The sequence below is a fragment of the Klebsiella electrica genome, from assembly GCF_006711645.1.
Taxonomy (GTDB): Bacteria; Pseudomonadota; Gammaproteobacteria; order Enterobacterales; family Enterobacteriaceae; genus Klebsiella; species Klebsiella electrica.
The window spans coordinates 3,569,864-3,587,865 of record NZ_CP041247.1; the positions used below are offsets into that span (position 1 = coordinate 3,569,864).

At 56.5% G+C, this 18,002-nt stretch carries 14 protein-coding genes and 1 pseudogene; 6 read left to right on the plus strand and 9 right to left on the minus strand.

Annotated elements, in window-relative coordinates; translation table 11 throughout:
• Nucleotides 1–79 precede the first annotated feature (79 nt).
• Together Electrica_RS17075 and Electrica_RS17080 are read left to right on the plus strand one after the other, a co-directional pair.
• Nucleotides 80–1,282, plus strand: coding sequence for an MFS transporter (locus tag Electrica_RS17075; protein ID WP_141965023.1), 1,203 nt, complete (start codon nucleotides 80–82; stop codon nucleotides 1,280–1,282).
• Nucleotides 1,282–2,094, plus strand: a complete 813-nt coding sequence (locus Electrica_RS17080; protein WP_141965024.1) for a Cof-type HAD-IIB family hydrolase — start codon at nucleotides 1,282–1,284, stop codon at nucleotides 2,092–2,094. Before Electrica_RS17075 ends, Electrica_RS17080 begins: the two co-directional genes overlap by 1 nt.
• Before the next feature lie 46 nt (nucleotides 2,095–2,140).
• Here Electrica_RS17080 and Electrica_RS17085 read toward each other — a convergent pair whose 3' ends face one another.
• The gene (locus tag Electrica_RS17085; protein ID WP_131048288.1) at nucleotides 2,141–3,379 is read right to left on the minus strand and encodes an MFS transporter; all 1,239 of its coding nucleotides are present in this window, start codon (nucleotides 3,377–3,379) and stop codon (nucleotides 2,141–2,143) included.
• Between the two features lie 326 nt (nucleotides 3,380–3,705).
• Between Electrica_RS17085 and ybjG the strand changes: the two genes are divergently transcribed.
• Both ybjG and deoR read left to right on the plus strand, forming a co-directional pair.
• Entirely contained in the window at nucleotides 3,706–4,299 is a 594-nt protein-coding gene (ybjG, locus tag Electrica_RS17090; protein WP_131048287.1) for an undecaprenyl-diphosphate phosphatase, read from the plus strand.
• A gap of 70 nt (nucleotides 4,300–4,369) precedes the next feature.
• Nucleotides 4,370–5,128: a DNA-binding transcriptional repressor DeoR gene (gene deoR, locus Electrica_RS17095; protein ID WP_141965025.1), complete on the plus strand. Its 759-nt coding sequence runs from the start codon at nucleotides 4,370–4,372 to the stop codon at nucleotides 5,126–5,128.
• Nucleotides 5,129–5,156: 28 nt separating this feature from the next.
• Here the strand turns inward: deoR and dacC are convergent, their stop codons facing one another.
• Nucleotides 5,157–6,359, minus strand: a complete 1,203-nt coding sequence (dacC, locus tag Electrica_RS17100; RefSeq protein ID WP_100684012.1) for a serine-type D-Ala-D-Ala carboxypeptidase — start codon at nucleotides 6,357–6,359, stop codon at nucleotides 5,157–5,159.
• A 256-nt stretch (nucleotides 6,360–6,615) separates the two neighbouring features.
• Between dacC and Electrica_RS17105 the strand changes: the two genes are divergently transcribed.
• Nucleotides 6,616–7,242, plus strand: coding sequence for a glutathione S-transferase family protein (locus Electrica_RS17105; protein WP_131048285.1), 627 nt, complete (start codon nucleotides 6,616–6,618; stop codon nucleotides 7,240–7,242).
• A 2-nt stretch (nucleotides 7,243–7,244) separates the two neighbouring features.
• On the opposite strand, the gene Electrica_RS17110 is transcribed toward Electrica_RS17105, so the two are convergent.
• Both Electrica_RS17110 and bssR read right to left on the minus strand, forming a co-directional pair.
• Entirely contained in the window at nucleotides 7,245–8,333 is a 1,089-nt protein-coding gene (locus Electrica_RS17110; RefSeq protein WP_228267431.1) for a PQQ-dependent sugar dehydrogenase, read from the minus strand.
• A 140-nt stretch (nucleotides 8,334–8,473) separates the two neighbouring features.
• Nucleotides 8,474–8,857 (minus strand): biofilm formation regulator BssR, encoded by a 384-nt coding sequence (gene bssR / locus Electrica_RS17115; RefSeq protein ID WP_100684092.1) that lies wholly within the window; start codon nucleotides 8,855–8,857, stop codon nucleotides 8,474–8,476.
• Between the two features lie 147 nt (nucleotides 8,858–9,004).
• Here bssR and Electrica_RS17120 point away from each other — a divergent pair.
• Nucleotides 9,005–9,172: pseudogene (locus Electrica_RS17120) on the plus strand (MFS transporter); the annotation flags it as partial.
• A 36-nt stretch (nucleotides 9,173–9,208) separates the two neighbouring features.
• On the opposite strand, the gene Electrica_RS17125 reads toward Electrica_RS17120, so the two are convergent.
• The 5 genes from Electrica_RS17125 to Electrica_RS17145 all read right to left on the minus strand — a co-directional run bounded on the left by Electrica_RS17125 (nucleotide 9,209) and on the right by Electrica_RS17145 (nucleotide 17,868).
• Complete coding sequence (locus tag Electrica_RS17125; protein ID WP_131048283.1) at nucleotides 9,209–10,366, minus strand: succinylglutamate desuccinylase/aspartoacylase family protein; 1,158 nt, start codon at nucleotides 10,364–10,366, stop codon at nucleotides 9,209–9,211.
• A 93-nt stretch (nucleotides 10,367–10,459) separates the two neighbouring features.
• Nucleotides 10,460–12,550 carry a cyanophycinase gene (locus tag Electrica_RS17130; RefSeq protein WP_266095168.1) on the minus strand — a complete coding sequence of 697 codons (2,091 nt, stop codon included), beginning with the start codon at nucleotides 12,548–12,550 and terminating at the stop codon, nucleotides 10,460–10,462.
• A 103-nt stretch (nucleotides 12,551–12,653) separates the two neighbouring features.
• Nucleotides 12,654–15,392, minus strand: coding sequence for a cyanophycin synthetase (gene cphA, locus Electrica_RS17135; RefSeq protein WP_141965027.1), 2,739 nt, complete (start codon nucleotides 15,390–15,392; stop codon nucleotides 12,654–12,656).
• Nucleotides 15,393–15,505: 113 nt separating this feature from the next.
• Nucleotides 15,506–16,387 carry a universal stress protein gene (locus tag Electrica_RS17140; RefSeq protein WP_141965028.1) on the minus strand — a complete coding sequence of 294 codons (882 nt, stop codon included), beginning with the start codon at nucleotides 16,385–16,387 and terminating at the stop codon, nucleotides 15,506–15,508.
• The gene (locus Electrica_RS17145) at nucleotides 16,384–17,868 is read right to left on the minus strand and encodes an amino acid permease (protein WP_131048279.1); all 1,485 of its coding nucleotides are present in this window, start codon (nucleotides 17,866–17,868) and stop codon (nucleotides 16,384–16,386) included. The genes Electrica_RS17140 and Electrica_RS17145 overlap by 4 nt, the downstream gene beginning before the upstream one ends.
• Between the last annotated feature and the right edge of the window lie 134 nt (nucleotides 17,869–18,002).

The window sequence follows — 18,002 nt, forward strand, 5'->3', positions numbered from 1 at the left end:
ACGCATGCTGAAGAATATGTACAAATGTACACAATCTTGCTACTGTTGTCTCTATCTTCTCATTCACAGGCGTTTACGGATGACAGCGCAAACCTCCCGCCGGGCTTTACAGCTCCGACTCTGGGCCCTCTTCATGTTCTTCTTTATCCCTGGATTGCTGATGGCCTCATGGGCTACCCGTACTCCGGCGATCCGTGACCTGCTGACGCTGTCAACGGCGGAAATGGGCATCGTTTTATTTGGCCTGTCGATTGGTTCGATGAGCGGGATTCTCTGCTCGGCGTGGCTGGTCAAACGTTTTGGCACCCGTAAGGTGATTCGCACCACCATGTCGTGCGCCGTGGTCGGCATGCTCGTGCTCAGCGTGGCGCTGTGGCTCACCTCAGCCATCCTGTTTGCCATCGGGCTGGCCATTTTCGGCGCCAGCTTCGGTTCGGCGGAGGTGGCCATTAACGTCGAAGGCGCCGCCGTCGAGCGGGAAATGAATAAAACCGTGCTGCCGATGATGCACGGGTTTTACAGCTTCGGTACGCTGTTCGGCGCCGGTGTAGGAATGGCGGTGACCGGTTTTGGTCTGCCCGCCGCGCCGCATATTCTGCTGGCCGCGCTGGTGGCGATTGCCCCGATTGCGATAGCGATTCGCGCCATCCCTGATGGGACCGGAAAAAATGCGGCTGAAAGCGCGCATCATGAGGAAAAAGGTCTGCCGGTATGGCGTGATGTTCAGCTGTTGCTGATTGGCGTTGTGGTGCTGGCAATGGCCTTTGCTGAAGGATCCGCCAACGACTGGCTGCCGCTGCTGATGGTGGACGGCCACGGCTTCAGCCCCACCTCTGGCTCCTTGATTTACGCCGGTTTCACCCTCGGGATGACACTAGGCCGCTTTACCGGCGGCTGGTTTATCGATCGTTACAGCCGGGTCACGGTTGTACGTGCCAGCGCCGTCATGGGCGCGCTGGGCATCGGCCTGATTATCTTTGTCGACAACCCGTGGGTAGCCGGCGTCTCGGTACTGCTGTGGGGACTTGGCGCATCGCTCGGTTTCCCGCTGACCATTTCCGCCGCCAGCGACACCGGTCCCGATGCGCCGAAGCGCGTCAGCGTGGTGGCGATAACCGGCTATCTTGCCTTCCTGGTCGGGCCGCCGCTGCTGGGCTTCCTTGGAGAACACTTCGGCCTGCGCAGCGCCATGATGGTAGTGCTGGGTCTGGTCATGGTGGCGGCACTGGTCGCCAGAGCGGTAGCAAAACCACAACATGAACCTGTCATGGAGAACAGTTAATGAGCATCAAACTGATTGCGGTAGACATGGATGGTACCTTCTTAAGCGATGCCAAAACCTACAATCGCTCGCGCTTTCTGAACCAGTATCAGCGTATGCGCGAGCAGAATATTCGTTTTGTCGTCGCCAGCGGCAACCAGTATTACCAGCTGATTTCATTTTTTCCGGACATTGCCCACGAGATAGCCTTTGTCGCCGAAAATGGCGGCTGGGTGGTCAGCGCCGGCGATGACGTTTTTAACTGTCAACTGCCGAAAGATCATTTCCACACCGTCATCGACTATCTGCAGACGCTGACCAATATTGAAATCATCGCCTGCGGCAAAGGCAGCGCGTATACCCTGAATCGCTATAACGATGAGTTAAAGACGGTCGCCGCGAAATATTATCATCGCCTGCAGCTGGTGGATGACTTCAACCATATCGATGACGTGATACTGAAATTCGGCCTCAACGTGCCCGATCATCTGATTGCACAAATCCAGCCGCAGCTACACGCGGCGTTGGGCGATATGGTGACCGCCGTGGCAACCGGCTACGGCAGTATCGACCTGATTATTCCCGGTGTGCACAAAGCCAACGGCCTGCGTATTTTGCAACAGCGCTGGGGCATTGAGAATCATGAAGTCGTCGCCTTTGGCGACAGCGGAAACGATATTGAAATGCTGCAACATGCCGGGTTTGGTTTTGCCATGGCCAACGCAGCAGAGCCGGTGAAAGCCGTTGCCCGCTACGATGCGCCGCATAACAATGAAGAAGGTGTGCTGCAGATCATCGACAAAGTGCTGAATCGCGAAGCGCCGTTCGCTTGATTTTCGTCCGGGTGCGGCAGTCGTGCCACACCCGGAACGCCCGACGTTATGCCTGCGGGTCGTTGGAGTTTCCGACGCGCTTGTCTTTGAGAAAATAGACAATCATTGCCAGCCACACTACGCCGCTGAGCAAGTTGAACAGGCTGAATACCCCGCTCCCCCCCTGCTCATACGCATGCTTACTGACCTCTATGCCGACGGTAAAAATCAGCATCTGCAGCATCCCCATCGCGGCCGAAACCGTGCCTTTACTCATGTCGCTGGCAAACAGCGTCAGGCGCACCAACCCGGCATTCGCCAGCCCGATCCCGAAGGCGTAGACGCTCAGCCCGGCGGTCATCCACAAATAAGCATGGCTCGATACCACCGTCGCCACCGCAGAGAGCAGCAGCCCGAACATAATCGGCCAGCCGCCGAGAATAATCAGCGAGCGCACCGTACGCCGCGAGGTCAGTCGCGCCAGCACCAGGTTACCGGCAATCAGCGCGCCGAAAATCGGCACCTGCAGCAGGCCATACTCATAGCTGGTGGCGTTTTCCCCGCTGATAATAATCACCGGCGACTGGGCAATCCACGCCAGCAGCGGCAGGCTGACAAACCCGGTCGCCAGCGCGCCGGCGACGAAGCGCAGATTCTTCAGCACCAGGCCATAATCGCGACCCAGCTCTTTCATCGACAGCTTCTCGCCCATCCGCGTCGCGGTTTCCGGCATCGCGCGCTGCAGGCCCACAAAGGCAATAGCGGCCAGCACGGCAAACAGCACGAACATCATTTCCCACGGCAGGATGTGCACCCACGCCGCCCCCACCAGCGGACCGAGCAGCGGGGCAATCAGCGCAACGTTCGCCATCAGGGCGGTGATTTTGATACACATCGCCTCCTCAAACGACTCCTGAATGGCGGCATACCCCACCGCGCCGATGAAGCACAGGCTAATCCCCTGCAAAAAGCGCAGCAGCGTGAACTGCTCAATGGTCTGCGCCAGCAGAGTGGCCAGGCAGGTGACGATAAACCACACCACCCCGGTGAGCATCACCGGGCGACGGCCGATCCGATCCGACAACGGTCCCAACAGCCATTGTAAAAACATGCCGCCGGCGAGATAGGCGGTCATCGAGGTCGGCACCCATTCATTGCCTACCTGAAACTCTTCCACCACCGAGAGCATTCCCGGCTGGATCATATCGTTACCGATATAAGTGGAAAATTCGTATAACACCAGGCAGAGCGGGAACAAAAGCGCCTGCCGTCCGAGGCGTTTTCCTGAAAGCGAATAATTCTGCATGCAATCTCTTAGTTAAACAAAAATCGCGCAAAGTTTAATGAAAGTCTTGCGGAGGAGATAGTGAATTGTGAGTGACAATGAAAAATAGCGCAACGCGCCTTCCGCCCGCCGCTCTCACCGCCATTTTAATTAAACCTGTCTATATTTCGTTTATATTTCAATTAGGTTACAGGCGATATACTCATTCCCTGCGACATCTTCGCCACGGCATGCCGCGCCAGCAGCTTCTTAACAAGCTGATAATTAAGACAATACTGCTTTAATTTATCGCCACCGTTTTTTAAGGTGGGCGGCTGATTGCTATCGGATACCAAGAGTCTGAATCTATGCTGGAAAATATCAACGACACGCTGTTTGCCTTAATCAACGCCACCCCCGCCTCACCCTCGTGGCTCATCGCACTGGCGACCTTCATTGCCAAACAGGTGATTCTGATTGTGCCTCTGTTGGCCGCTGCGCTGTGGCTCTGGGGGCCAAACCAGCGGCAGCTGGTGTTTAAAGTGTTCCTCGCGCTGGCGATTAGCCTGAGTCTGTCATGGATTTTTGGCCTGCTCTTCCCGCATGAGCGCCCGTTTGCCGCAGGCGTCGGCTATCAGTTCCTGCATCACGCGCCGAATAACTCCTTCCCCAGCAATCACGGCACCATCAGCTTTACCTTTGCGCTGGCTTTCTTGTTCTGGCATCGCCTGTGGTCCGGGATCGCGCTGCTGGCGACCGCCGCGGCGATCGCCTGGTCCCGCGTCTATCTTGGCGTTCACTGGCCGCTGGATATGCTGGGCGGCCTGCTGACCGGGATGTGCGGTTGTCTGGCCGCCGGACTACTGTGGCCGGCCGGTGGCCAGGCGCTGTATCAATCTCTGCAGCAGCTGTACCGGGTTTGCTTCTCCCTGCCGATTCGTAAAGGCTGGGTGCGTGACTAACCCTCTCCGGGCAGGTAAAATTGCCCACTGACGCCCTGCCGATGCCGGGCGATTTCAGGGTAGAGGGAATATGGAAACACGTCGTGATGAACGCATCAGCCAGCTCATTCAGGCGCTCAAGCGCAGCGATAAGCTTCATCTAAAAGAGGCCGCCGCGCTGCTTGGCGTATCAGAAATGACCATTCGTCGCGACCTGAACGGCCATAATGGCCCGGTGGTGTTGTTAGGCGGTTATATCGTTCTGGAGCCGCGCAGCGCAACCCATTACCTGCTCAGCGACCAGAAAACCCGTCTGGTGGACGAAAAACGCCGTGCCGCCCGTCACGCTGCCGCGCTGCTTGAAGCCCATCAGATGGCCTTTTTCGACTGTGGAACAACCACGCCCTGGATCATTGACGCGATTGATAACGCCCTGCCTTTTACCGGCATCTGCTATTCGCTGAACACTTTTCTGGCGCTGCAGGAAAAACCGCAGTGTCGGGCCATTCTCTGCGGCGGCGAGTTCCATGCCAGCAATGCCATTTTTAAACCGCTCAGCCTGCAGGATACCCTCAGCCATCTGTGCCCGGACATTGCCTTCTACTCGGCGGCCGGGATCGACTGCGCGCAGGGCGCCACCTGCTATAACCTCGAGGAACTGCCGGTTAAACACTGGGCGATGAGCAGCGCGCGCTACCACGTGCTGGTTGTCGATCACAGTAAATTTGGCAAGGTCAGACCGGCGCGGATGGGCGATTTATCGCGTTTTGATGTGATTGCCAGCGATGTCTGCCCGGATGAGGATCTGCTTGCGCTGGCGAAAGAAAAACAGATTTCACTGCTCTACTGACCGCGCCCCGCAGGGCGCGGCCTGTTGATTACGAGAACCAGCTACCGAACCAGCCGTGCAGTTTCATCAGCACGAAGTCCATCATCCGGCTAAAGAAGCCGCCTTCATTGACCGCTTCCATGACAATAAGCGGGCGCTGCTCGATGGTTTTATCATTGAGTTTAAAGTCGATGGTCCCGACCACCTGCCCTTTGCTCAGCGGCGCCGTCAGCTGCGTATCCGTCAGGGTATAGCTGGCTTTCAGGTTTTTCAGCTGGCCGCGCGGCAGGGTAATCGAGCCGGCTTCGCCCGCCCCGAGTTTGGCTTCGCTGCTGTCGCCAAACCAGACGCGCTGGGTGATAAAGGTGGCATCCGGTTTAATCGGCGTCACGGTTTCATAGAAACGGAAGCCCCAGGTCAGCAGCTTTTCGGATTCATTAAAACGAATACGATCGGTTTTGGTGCCAAGCACCACGGCAATCAGACGCATGTCTCCCTGGGTTGCCGAGGAGACCAGGTTGTAGCCTGCGCCGGCGGTGGTCCCCGTTTTGACGCCATCCGCGTTGAGGTTTGAGCTCCACAGCAGACGGTTGCGGTTCGGCTGACGAATCTTATTGAAGGTAAACTCTTTCTCTTTATGAATGGCGTACTCTTCAGGGACGTCATGAATCATCGCCCTGGTCAGCAGCGCCATGTCGCGCGCGGTACTAAACTGGCCCGGCGCATCCAGACCGTGCACGGTCATAAAGGTGGTGTTGGTCAGCCCCATTTTTTGCGCATAGCCATTCATCAGGCTGACGAATGCATCCTGGCTCCCTGCCACATAGTCGGCGATCGCGATGCTGGCATCGTTACCGGACTGGATAATCACGCCTTTATTCAGGTCTTCGACCGAAACCTGCATCCCTGGTTTAAGGAACATCACCGATGACCCGCGCAGCGCCGGGTTACCGGTAGCCCAGGCATCGCGACCGACGGTGACCATATCGGTGGACTTAATCTTGCCCGCCTTCAGCGCCTGCCCGACGACATAGCTGGTCATTATCTTGGTCAGACTCGCCGGGTCGAGTTTTTCATCGGCGTTGCCCTCGCTCAGCACTTTACCGCTGGCGTAATCCATCAGGATCCAGGCTCGGGCGTCGATCGACGGGGCATCGGGGAGTTGTTCCGCAGCCTGCACCGCAGGTGCGACAAGAACGAGAAGCGCGCAGCCTGCCACGAGGCCGCGAAGGGAAAAAGCGTCATGCGTCATAAGAGCCACCCAAGTATCCTTTCCAAACAAAATATGCCGCAACACTCTATCGGCGCAGCAGCAGCCGGTGAGTAAAGCGTACAAATGACCTTAAAGAAACAGCGAGTTGGTAAAGTTTTTAAAGTTTACGCAATAACCTCGCTCCCTGCTGAAAACAGAGCAATTTTTTTGATCATGATTGCCTAAATATTATGTTTATTCCAACATGATTGCTTACCATGATGCAACGACGGCTCAATAACAGGCAGGAACCGATATGATTACGCTATGGGGCAGAAATAACTCGACGAATGTGAAGAAAGTACGCTGGGCGCTGGCGGAGCTGGAGCTTCCATATCAGCATATTATGGCAGGGCTGGAGTTTGGCTTAAATCATGACCCGGAATATCTGGCGATGAATCCGAACGGTCTGGTGCCGCTGTTGAAAGATGATGCCCGTGACCTCGTCCTTTGGGAATCGAACGCCATTATTCGCTATCTGGCCGCCGAGTATGGTCAGGACCGTTTATGGCTCGCTTCGCCGCGCCAGCGCGCGCAGAGCGACAAATGGATGGACTGGGCGAACGGTTCGCTTTCTCCCGCCCACCGTCCGGTGTTGATGGGACTGGTGAGAACGCCAGAGGATAAGCGCGATCCGGCAGCCATCGCCGCCGGTATTGCCGCCTGTGAAGCGCTTTTCGCTATTCTTGACGCTGAACTGGCCACCTCTGCCTGGCTGTCCGGAGAGGCCTTTGGCCTCGGCGATATCGCCGTGGCGCCGTTCGTTTATAACCTGATGGAGATGGTGGACACCTGGCAGCCGCGTCCGCACCTGCAGCGTTGGTATCAGCAGCTTAATGAACGCCAGGCGTGGCGCGATGTGGTGATGATTCCGGTCACCTGATGCTATTCGGCCGGGCTCACCTTCAGCAGTTCGCCGTTGGACTCGTCGGTTAACACATACAGATAGCCGTCGGGTCCGACGCGCACATCGCGAATACGCTTGCCGCGATCGCGCAGAAGGCGCGTCTCTTCGCGCACCTTATCGCCATCCACCTTCAGAACAATCAGCGACTGGTCCTTCAGCGCCCCGATAAATAGCTTGTGCTGCCACTGCGGGAAAGTCTGCGCCGCATAAAACGCCATCCCGCTCACCGCCGGAGAACGCTTCCAGACGAAAAGCGGCGCTTCGGTTCCGGCGACCGCCGTGCCCTGCGCTTCGGGAATCGGCAGGCCGCTGTAGTTGACCCCGTGTGTCGCCAGCGGCCAGCCGTAGTTTTTGCCCCTGCGCGGAATATTGATCTCATCGCCGCCGCGCGGCCCGTGTTCGTTGAGCCACAGCGTAGCGCTCCAGGGGTTCATCGCCATCCCCTGCGGATTGCGGATGCCATAAGACCAGATTTCCGGCCTCGCCCCCGCGCGATCGGCAAAAGGATTATCGGCAGGGACTGTGCCGTCTTCGCTCAGGCGCACCACTTTTCCCTGCAGTTTATCCAGATCCTGGGCCGTAGGGCGTTGGTTATTTTCGCCCAGCCCGATGAATAAATATCCTTTCCCATCGAAAACCAGCCGCCCGCCGAAATGGTTGCCGGTGGAGAGCTTCGGCTGCTGGCGGAAGACGACCTGAAAATGCTCCAGATGCTGAAGGTTGTCACTCAGACGACCGTAGCCCACGGCGGTACCGGCCTTACCCTCATCGCCGACTTCAGCAAAGCTCAGCCAGACCCGGCGGGAGCGGGTAAAATCCGGGGCCAGCGCCACGTCAAGCAACCCGCCCTGGCCGCTGGCCCACACCGTGGGGACGCCGGTTATCGCGGCCGAAAGACCTTCCCCCTGCCGCCAGCGCTTCAGTTCGCCTGAACGCAGGGTTATCAGTATTCCCTGGTCATCGGGCAAAAAGGCCAGCGCCCACGGATGCGCAAGCTGATTTTGCAAGACCTCGACGCGTACCTTCCCGGCAAGGGTCGCGGCGGGAAACAGCAGGGTGGCGAGCATCAGCGAAATGGCGACCTGGCGCATAGCATTCTCCTTTCATCGGCAATACTTTCGGTAATGCGCTAAGAGTAGCCAGCGAGGCAAACCAGGAGAGGATTTTTACATAACCTTAAGCAGGGGGAGTTCGCCTCCCCCTGAATTCAGACGTGGGTCACTGACGCTCGTTTATTCAGTTTATGAATATTCATCGTCAGCTCAGCCAGACAGCGTTCTAGCGTCTCTACGTTAACCGCAATATATGACGGGCAGTCATGATGCCCGCTCATCAGGCAAACCGCCGCAGACGCGATGGCTCCACCCGCAAGACGGAGTGCATCCTTTTCCTCCGGTGCAAGCTCGTGCTGCAACCGCAGCCCGTGTTCACGCATTTCACCACACAGTTCGAACAAGTTATCACGCAGATGCTCATTTTCGCTGACTGACATATAGCCCTTCGCTTTGCGTAACTGCAAATAAGCGTGGAGATCAATATTGGCATTAATCAGCTTATTCAGAAGGTTACGATACAGTCTGTCAACGCTCATCATAGTTCCTCCTCTGTCATCCATTACCATTATCAGAATATGGCTATTTTTTGTACAAAAGGATGCGCGAGGTCAATAATTCCTGGTTAATTAACATCATTTACAATGTTACATTTATGTTCAAAATCGCTACCGGCGCGCCTGTAGCTCTCCCATGCGCTGGAGCTGGCGAAAACCAGGCAGTTCTCGATGCTGCTGATCTTTACCTTATTCGTCACGCAGATTTATGACACCTACGACAGGCAGTTTGCGCAGTACTTCTCATTGCCGTTCCTTACCCCGAAAGAAGGCAACCGCGGGTACGCCACGTTATCTGGCTGCGCCGCAGCCAGATAACGGCCTTCGGCGGAATTAATCGGTGAGTAAATTGCCCTGGCGGGTAGCCAGCGGCACGCTCCCCGCGATTTTCCCTATCACCTTTCCTTGCCAGGCATAAGGCTGACTGTGACGGGCGAAAAGGATGCCATCAGTTTCGGCGATCACCTCGACCTCCTCCCCCGCAGGCACAATAATCGTTGCCACCACATCGCCCGCTCTTACCGTATCTCCGGTACGTAAACGGTACACGATAAGACCAGCATGCTGCGCTTTCACCTGCGACATCGCCGTGAGCGGCGTGGCTTCACAACGCAAGCGCGGAAGGTCGGAATCGGTTGGTCCCTCGATAACGCCGCGCCTTTCCAGAATACGATATAATGCGGCCGCCTGATCCTGCGCAAGACGCACATCGACATCATCATTGCAGCCCAGTTCCAGAGTTGTCGCCAGACAAGCCAGCGGGATCGGGTAATCCGGGTAGCGTTGGGCCAGTTCCCACCACGGAGCGCTGCAGGCTTCATCAAACGGATTTCCGCCTGATTTTTCAGCCAGTAACACCGCGCGAACGCCCAATTCCGCGGCGATATCCTGGGCGTCAGGCCAAAGCGGGGTTCCCACATACATATGCGGCAACGCCTGGTTATCAGCATGGAGATCGAAAACAAAATCAGCATCGTAAGCCAGAGACAACAGCGTGTGACGCAGCGCCGCTAAGGCGGTGGTCGGCTGCTGTTCGGCAAGCAATGTCGCCATTTCCGCTCGGATAATCGCACGGTTGAGCTGGCTGTCCGGGGTTAGTTTGTCTGACAGACGCTCCCCCATCGCCAGCGTAAAGTCGAGATAGTGACGATTAAAATTGTCCCCGCTTTCAACATCGTGTCTCCCCAGCAGGAAACCGCTATCCTGTTGCGCCAGACCAATGGGATTGGCCTGCGGCAGGATGACGATTTCGCCGACGATGCGTCCGCGTGCCGCCGCCTCGGTCAGCATAGTGCTCAGATAATGCAGCGCCAGCATCCCCGGAAATTCATCCGCATGCAGGCCCGCCTGCAAATAGGCTTTTGGTCGCGCCCCGGGGCTCCCAAAGCGCAGGATTGAGAGGTTATGTATTGCTCCTGTCCCGCTAGCAGGCAGCGTAATATTCTGCCGCGTGTGGGTATTCTCAACGGCCGAAACCTGATGTTCATTCATATTTTTATCCTGAAACGCGCGGTTATGCTCTGTGCAATGTTAGCGCCAGTCTCTGGCGCGGGTGAGTCACTATCCGTACCTGTTGTCGATGAATTAACCATGCCGCTCCCGTAAACAGGTCATATTCAGCAGCCCGCAGCCCTGTCCGATAGCGTTAAAACGTAGTGAAAGCGGCCCGGAGTCCCTGTGTTCTGCGCAAGAATACCCATCGCTACCGCCGCACTCATCGATAAAATCGGTCATAAGCTGGCGAAGCGCGGCGTCCGCCGGTTCATCTGCTTGCTGGCGCCGGAGTGTGCCGGTATTCAGATCGATGACGTCACCGGGCAAGGCGAAGGTCAATCGGGTGCCGGCGGCGATAAAATCATCACCCTGCAGGACTATCTGCGTCGGGTCAGTTTCCACCAGCACAACCCCTCTGGCCCCGACCACCGTGAGTAACGAATTATCGTGATTGCTGATAAAACCGCTGTCCTCACAGATCCCCAGACCATAACGCACATTCTCTTCCGCGCAGGCGACAACCAGACGGCCCAGACGACGGGCGGAGGCGAGGTTCTGGTCCACAATACCAGAGCCAAACAGCCCCAACCCCTCCTGAATCACCAGACCGCGTCGTCCCATATCCGATGCAATCCCAAAACGCAGCGCTTCATAAGAGCTGCCGCCTGCGATCATGAATCCCGAGAGCGCCGCCGCCGCGCCGCCAATGGCGATAAGGGTGGCCCCTGCGCAATAAGCCCGCACTAATGCCTGCAACACCGGGGTCACTTCGCCGCGATGGAGTAAGGCTTCAACCAGGCGAATCTGGTTACCGCCCGTGAGGATAATGGTTTTCAGCGCCGCAATCCGCTCGATCAGGGCGCGATCCAGACTGAGGCGTTCGATATTGTCGATGGTAATATTAAAATCAACGGCATGGATGCCGCGATCCGCCAGCGCGCGCAAATATTCCCTCGCGTCACTACGCGGTTCGGCCGAGGCGGCGGCGATAATACCCACCTCATTCGAACAGGCGTTCAGCAGGTCATCAAATAAGTGGGCATCGCGGGCTAACGGCGTCGAACCCAGGAGCAGTAGCCGGGATTCAGGCCGTGGCTTGATGCCGTAATCGCGTGACAATGCGCTATATTGACTCGCATTCAACTGCGACGCATTGAGCTTATGGCTGACCAGGCTTGCCTGAAAACGAATGGCCGTCATGCGCAACTCATTATTTCTGATGGCAATGAATGACTGCGAAACCTCAGGGAGCCGCGCAAATTCAATGGTGGCCGCCATCGCGTTTTTGGGATCGATGGCGCTGGCATGATCGTGGGTGTAATTTAGCGGATCGCCTAATACCAGCCTCGCCAGCAGATCGTACAGCGTATAAGCGCCGAAGACGTTTCGTAGCGAACGGGCTGGCGCACTGTAGGCAACATCCTGACGAGTCACCGGCATTTTTTGTGAGCCGACCCGTGGTTCAATATTGCGCAGATCGAGGCCATCGCCGTCGTCGAGATAGCTGATAAGGATATTCTTCGCCGTTCTGAGGGCGTAGTCATACTGCGCCGCACGCATATCAAGCACAAATACGCCATATTCGCCAATGACATACGCATCGTTTCCCTTGACGAACAGCGCCGTATTCTCATCAATCCCAAAGCCGTACGGAATGTCGCTTTCCATCATGGCGACGATCAGCCGCCCGAGGCGGCCTCTTTTAATAAAGTGCTGATCGACAATGCCCCAGTGAAACAGATTCAGGCCACGGCCCAGCAGCATGCCCGGCTGTTCAGGCGAGGTGATGACACCGAAGGTCGCCGCCTCCAGCGAGGTGCCGCCGACAATCATGGTGTCTGACATCATCGCCGCGCCCGCGCTTGAGCCGGCGACCAGCCCGCCCTGGGCATGAACATCGCGGATCGCTGTTAATAACGGGCTGGCGACGCCCGCCGGGGCCAGCGCATCGGTGATAAATGACTGATTGCCGCCGGTAAAAAAGACGCTACCGTAGTCGTGAACCAGCGCCACTATTTGCGGGTCGCAGGCAGCTTGCGCTGCCCCTTCGCCATAGACCTCCGCCAGCACAACATCGAAGCCATAGGCCTGAAAAACCGCGACCGTCTCCTCTCCTACCACTTTGGGTTCGGAAGAGGCCGTCGGGAAAATCACCATGCGACCGTCCGAAAGACGATGCATCTCTTGGTAGATTGCCGCGTTGTCGTCCTCCAGTCTGCCGCCAATGACCGCAAGTCTGGGACATCTGCCATTATCGGGGTTCATGCAATTGGTCATAAGTTTCTCAGTTGGGCTGTCCAGCGTCAGGAATAATCAGTAAACCACGCGCGTCGCTAATGACTTTATAGCCGTCAGGCACATCGCAAGCCTGTTCCTGGAGATAATGCGCAGACACGACACGCTCTGTTGTGTCGGCGAAGGAAGGTTTGAAATGAATGATCTGCTTCCACGAACGGGTGATATTTTCGCAAAAGAACAGAACCAGATCGTCGCGGTCGGCCATCCCCAGCAGGGTATTCAGCGCGTCCTCTTCCTGTTCAACAATGTGGATCGCCGAGTCATCCACGCCGTGCGCAATCAGCGCGGCGCGCATCAGCCGCGGCATTTCATCCGGAGCACGTCCCCGTAAGCCGTCATCGCGATGGCAGATATAGCGGTCGAAATGCCCTGCTACTTTTGCCGCGATGGCGGTGACATCCTCGTCACGTCTGTCGCCCGGGCAGGTCACGCCGACAATTTTTTTGCCACGCGGTTGCAGGCGCTCGACAAGATCAACCATCGCCCCGACGGCGGCCTCGTTGTGACCGTAGTCGAGAATGGCCCGGAAACCATGCGCGTCGAAGACGTTCATCCGTCCCGGCGACTGGAAAAATGTGTTATCGAAGGTCCGCAAACCATTACGGATCTGATCGAGTGTTTTCCCCAGCGCATACGCCATCCCTGCGGCGAACATCGCATTCTCGACGTTGTGCAGGGCTTTACCTTCCAGCGTGGCCGGGATGACATGGGTCCACATCAGGGGGAGCTGCATTCCGTTATCATAAATAACGATTTGCTCTCCGTTCAGCCCCTGCTCCAGCACGACCGCGCGTTTGCCCAGACGGATATGCTCGCGCACCAACATATGGTCGCGATTACGCGTCACGTACATGATGTGTTTTGCGGGTGAATGTGCCGCCATTTTTAACGTGTATTCGTTATCGGCGTTCAGCACGACCGTGTCATGGGAAATCTCGGCGATAACCCGTTTCACTTTGGCCAGCTCATCAAGGGTGTCAACGCCGCCGAGACCAAGGTGATCCGAGGAGATATTGAGCACCGCCCCGACATCGCAGTACATATACCCCAACCCGGAACGGACGATGCCGCCGCGGGCCGTTTCCAGCACGGCGATATCTACCGCCGGATCGCGTAAGACCATCCTGGCGGAGACCGGCCCCGTCATGTCGCCCTTAACCGTGACATTGCCATCGATATAAACCGCATCGGTGGAGGTCTGACCAACAATATGACCGGCCATTTTCAGGATATGGCTCAGCATACGCGCGCAGGTTGTTTTGCCATTGGTGCCGGTCAGCGCGGCAATCGGCACCCGACTTTGGCTGCCTGCCGGGAACAGCATATCCATAATTTTTCCGCCGACATCACGCGGCTTACCTTCCGATGGCGAGATATGCATCCGCAGGCCGGGTCCGGCATTGATCTCACAGATGGCCCCACCGGTTTCACGATAGCTTTTGGTGATATCCGATGTCAGGAAATCCACTGCGCCAATATCCAGACCAACCGCACGAATAGCGCGCTCTGCCATCAATTTGTTATCTGGATGGATAATATCGGTAACATCGACAGCCGTACCTCCGGTTGAGATATTGGCGGTTTTGCGCAGATAAACCTCCTCGCCCAGCGGCGGAACGCTTTCCGCGTGATAACCGCGTAGCGCCAGCAGCGCCAGAGCCCGCTCATCCAGATCCAGCCGGGTCAGGACATTTTCATGACCAATCCCGCGACGCGGATCCTGATTAACCTTTTCTACCAGCGCGCTGATGGTATGGACGCCATCACCAACAACGTGACCAGGCACCCGGCGAGCTGCCGCGACCAGTTCGCCATTCACCACCAGCAGACGATGGTCGTCGCCGGCTATCATGCTTTCCACCACCACCGCGCTACCTTCGTCGTTGGCGACGGTAAAGGCCATTTCAACCGCCTCATCGTCAGCGATATTGACGGTCACGCCACGGCCATGATTACCGTCCAGCGGTTTTATCACCACCGGGTAGCCGATACGTCTGGCGGCCGACAGGGCCTCCTCCCCATCATAGACCACGCGCTGTTGCGGGACCGGGAGCCCTAAGTCGCCCAGTAACTGGTTACATATATTTTTATCTGAGGCAATTTCCACTGCGATATGGGAGGTCTGGCTGGTCAACGCGGCTTCGATGCGTTTTTGATATTTCCCCTGTCCCACCTGAATCAGGCTGGCGTCGTTAAGACGATACCAGGGGATACCGCGCGCCTGCGCCGCCCGGACCAGTTCAAGCGCTGAAGGTCCAAGCGAATATTTGTCGGCATAGCGAATAAAACGTGCGACATGGTCAGCTAAATCCACGGGGGCGCTCTGTTCATCGGCGCGGGCCAGTTCCGCCAGCATATCGCAGGCCACCTCCCCCGCCTCCAGTCCGATATCCTCCGACTCATAGCTATAGAGGACCTCGACCTCATTTTCATGGTCGCTGGCAATGGCAAAGGCCAGCTCGCCATCCAGTCCGGTCAGACGCTGTAAATGCAGCGCGATCAGCGCGATTAACCCGCCGGTCGCCTCAACCTGCACGCCGGGCAACGCCTCACCCTCAGCGGCGAAAATTCCCGGTATTGCTGCTTTCAACGCGTCAAAAACGGCCTTCCCCTGGGCATTAAGCTTGCTGGCATAGAGCGGATTCACATCCACGCACAAGCGAATAAGTGGAGTTCTGGCAAAAGTATTAGGACCAACATAAACCGAGGTAGAGATAATATTCACGATATTCGCCTTCTTACGTTCTGGAAAATCTGAAACAGAATGTCTGCCATCGCTGATGCCCTTACCCGCCAGGGCAAGCGGTCACCGATGCGCATAAGCATAAACAGGGATACTCAGTCAGGTCGCCGCGGGAGCACGAGGCGCGGAACGGTGGCAAAACGGGCAATCTTCCCGGCGTTTGAGCCCAGGAAGACCCGCATCAGTTGCCCCCGATCGCTGGAGCCGATAATCAGCAACTCCGTCTCTTCCCAGTCGATACTGCCGAGCGCGGATTTCCAGTCCTCGCCATCGCCAAGCACGCTGCTAAGCACAACGGGTGAATGCCAGTCATGTTGAATCGCATCATGCGCGGCCTGCGCCTGAACGCGCAGCTGATTGGCGACCTGGTTCTCCGCGCTGTAGCCCACGCCCGTTGGATACATCTGTTTATCACGGACAATAAAGGTGGCGAGTCTCAGGCTGACGCCAAATGTTGCCGCAATTTCGCCGGCCTGCTCCGCCAGTAACGGCGAGTGCTCTGAACCAGAAACCGCGCAGGTGATACGCTGTACAACCGCGTTATCTGCGACGGTAAATCCGCGCGGCGTTAAAATGACCGGCAGCCCCGCGCTCTGTAGCATATTGGTCGTCACGCTCCCGCTATCAAACCGCCCTTTAATCGCTGACCGGGCCGATCCCATAACGATACAATCCGCCGAGAGTTCGCTGGCGGTTCGCAGGAGCCCTTCACTGGTGGAAGGGACAGAGCGGGCAATGAAATCCGCTGAAATATCCGCAGGCAACGCGGCCTTTGCGCAGGCCAGGGCACGGTCGGCATGCTGATAGAGAAAACTGGCGTACTCCTGATCAATACGCGCCAGTGAGGGATGGTCCCACGCCTCGGGGACCAGCGTGCATACCACCAGGCTGCCGTGGGTCGTGCGGGCTAAAACGGCGGCCAGTTGCAATGCCTCCAGACCACTCTGGTCGGCTGAAAAACCCACCAGATATTTCATTCCGCCACCTCGCTATTCGCCAGATTTTGTCCGTCGCGTTTTTTCTCCAGTCGCGAGTGGCGAACGGAATATGTCAGGTAAAACAGCGCCGCCAGGATTGCCCAGATGGCGGTCAGCTTGAATACAATCAGCGACAGGCTGGAAATCAAATACAGGCAGGCAATAATGCTGAGAATCGGTAACAGCGGAAAGAAAGGCACCTTAAAACCACGCGGTGCATCGGGCTGCGAGTAACGTAAAACGATCACTCCCGCAGACACTACCGTGAAGGCGACCAGCGTTCCCATGCTGGTTAAATCCCATAGTATTGATGAGGGTAAAAATGCCGCAATTGCCGACACAAAGCAGGCGACGATCGCGGTATTCATATTCGGCGTCATCGTTCGCGGATTCACTTTATGAAAAATCTTTGGCAACAAACCATCGCGCGACATGGCAAACAGAATCCGGGTCTGTCCGTACAGCACGACCAGGGTGATAGAAAAAACGGAGACGACGGCGCCGGCAGAAAGCACAACGGCAGGCCAGGTTGCACCGGTAATATGCTGCAGGATCAGCGCAAGTCCAGCCTCTTGTCCCTTAAATTCGCTCTGCGACTGCGCCCCCAAAGCCATTAACGCCACGAGGATATAAAAAACCGTGACAATAAGCAGCGCGCTAATAATAGCAATCGGTAAATTACGTTTCGGGTTTTTGACCTCTTCACCCGCGGTGGATACCGCATCAAGGCCCACAAAGGTGAAAAAGATAGAGCCTGCGGCGGCGCTAATACCGGCAAATCCATGAGGAGCAAACGGTAATAAATTACCGGCATTAAACGATGTCGCCGCGAGGGCAATAAACAGAAGTAACACCCCGAGTTTGATAACCACCATAATGGCATTGGTTCGGGCAGACTCTTTCGACCCTCGCATCAGCAGGAGACAACAGAGAAAAACAAGACAGGCGGCGGGCAGATTAATCAGGCCATCGCCCCCCGGCTTCAGATTGTAGCCTTCCGCAACCAGTGGTGCCGAGAGCATCCAACGGGGGAGTTCAAGACCGCTAATATTAAAAATAAGATTGTGGAGATACTCGCTCCAGCCAATAGCGACAGCCGCCGCCGAAATGCCATATTCGAGGATCAAACAGGCGGCGACCAGAAAAGCGATACCTTCCCCGAGCGTCACGTAAGCGTATGAATAAGAGGATCCGGAAGCAGGAATCATCGAACTCATCTCGGCATAGCATAGTGCCGTCAGACCCGCCGTCAGCCCGGCAATCAGAAAAGCAATCAGAACCGCAGGCCCGGCTACCGGCACCTGCTCACTCAACACGAAGAAAATACCCGTGCCGATAGTCGCGCCGACGCCAAACATGGTTAACTGGAAAAGTGTAATTGAACGCCCAAGTTTGCTTCCGTGAGCAGAAGCGTCTTCAACCATATCGTCTATCGGTTTTTTACGCATCAGGCGTAGTTTTAAAGATACCCCATGTTTCATGATAACAACCTCTTTCTCGATTAACGCCTGATTGATTACCTTCCACCCTACAGAAATAAACCTGAAAAAGTCCTGCCGAAGTTGACGAGATATTCGAAATTTGTTTCGATATAACAGCCCCTGGAAAACAGGAA